Origin of the sequence: Neochlamydia sp. TUME1 (assembly GCF_000813645.1) — a bacterium.
Lineage (GTDB): Bacteria > Chlamydiota > Chlamydiia > Chlamydiales > Parachlamydiaceae > Neochlamydia.
In genome coordinates, this window is record NZ_JRXI01000246.1 from 1 (window position 1) to 1063 (window position 1063).

At 48.3% G+C, this 1063-nt stretch carries 3 protein-coding genes; 1 reads left to right on the forward strand and 2 read right to left on the reverse strand.

Annotation, left to right across the window (positions count from 1 at the left end):
* Nucleotides 1–249: 249 nt before the first annotated feature.
* Nucleotides 250–393: a hypothetical protein gene (locus DB41_RS13140; protein WP_155117687.1), complete on the reverse strand. Its 144-nt coding sequence runs from the start codon at nucleotides 391–393 to the stop codon at nucleotides 250–252.
* Nucleotides 394–512: 119 nt separating this feature from the next.
* On the opposite strand from DB41_RS13140, the gene DB41_RS13145 reads away from it, so the two are divergent.
* Nucleotides 513–656, forward strand: a complete 144-nt coding sequence (locus DB41_RS13145; RefSeq protein WP_155117688.1) for a hypothetical protein — start codon at nucleotides 513–515, stop codon at nucleotides 654–656.
* Between the two features lie 65 nt (nucleotides 657–721).
* On the opposite strand, the gene DB41_RS13150 is transcribed toward DB41_RS13145, so the two are convergent.
* The coding region (locus DB41_RS13150) for a hypothetical protein (RefSeq protein ID WP_238578502.1) at nucleotides 722–1063 on the reverse strand (342 nt) is incomplete at its 5' end.

Genomic DNA, 1063 nt, shown 5'->3' on the forward strand with positions numbered 1-1063 from the left:
CCCATACCAGCTTCTCACATCCAATCCAACTGGTTTGCTCCCCTTCCTCCTCACTAATATTTGCACACACCCTACCAAAAGATGTCACAACTTACACAAACCATATCAGGAGCACCTTTCACTATCCCTCCTCAGCAATTTCCGCCTGAAGTGCTTACTGAGTTGGCTGACAACTGCCATGCTCCACTGTTCCTTGAGTCTGAGCTTAGTGAGTGGGCTGATATCTTTCAAGCACATGAAGCACTTGTTTCAAGCTCCCAACCCACCTGTGATAACTTGATATTTGATGGACTCACAGCTCACCCCATCACTAATCCCCTCCTTGATGGTCCCTTGTTCTGTCTCCAAACCAGGGTCAAGGTTGTCCACACACAGACTACACCCCAAGTCCAACGTTTCAACTTTGCTCCTGGTCAGTGGGTTGCTGTCTGGGCTGATGCTGATGAAGACACTCAGGACTTTTGGATATGCAAGATCATCAGCGTTCTCCATAAGAGGCTCCATGTCCACTGGTGGAACTTGCTAATGGACGCTGGGCTGACCATGGCTCAGAGGGCACTGTTCCAATGGGGTCTGTTTTGGCTTGTGGCTTTGACTTTAACCCCAACACTGGAGTTCCCCCAGCCACCCTTCAAGAAATATTTAGACACCTGTAAATAAAACTTCTCTTCTCTGTGTACATTCAAATGCTGCAGTGTGTTTATCTCATGTACACCTGTTTTTAGTTTCGTTCAAAAGTACCACTGTCACCTTTTTCTGGACACAGTGTTGAGGTGAGGGGCTTGAGCTTGTGGGACCTCCCCTCAATGGTCTTTGCTGGTTGGCTGAGCTTGAGTGCAAGGTCCCAGACGTCCTGGCGAACCTGTGCAAGCTGGAAGAGGGGGTCAAGGCTCTGAATATTGTTCTTGCTGAGCTTGCGCATCACCTCCTCCTTGAGAGCTTGTGTCCACTTGTAGACTGGAACTGTCTGACCAGTGCTGTCCACAGTCTCAGAGACTACAGCTTCAGGCTTGTGCATTAGTTCATAGCAAATGAATTTCATCTGTTCACATAAAGAAGTGGT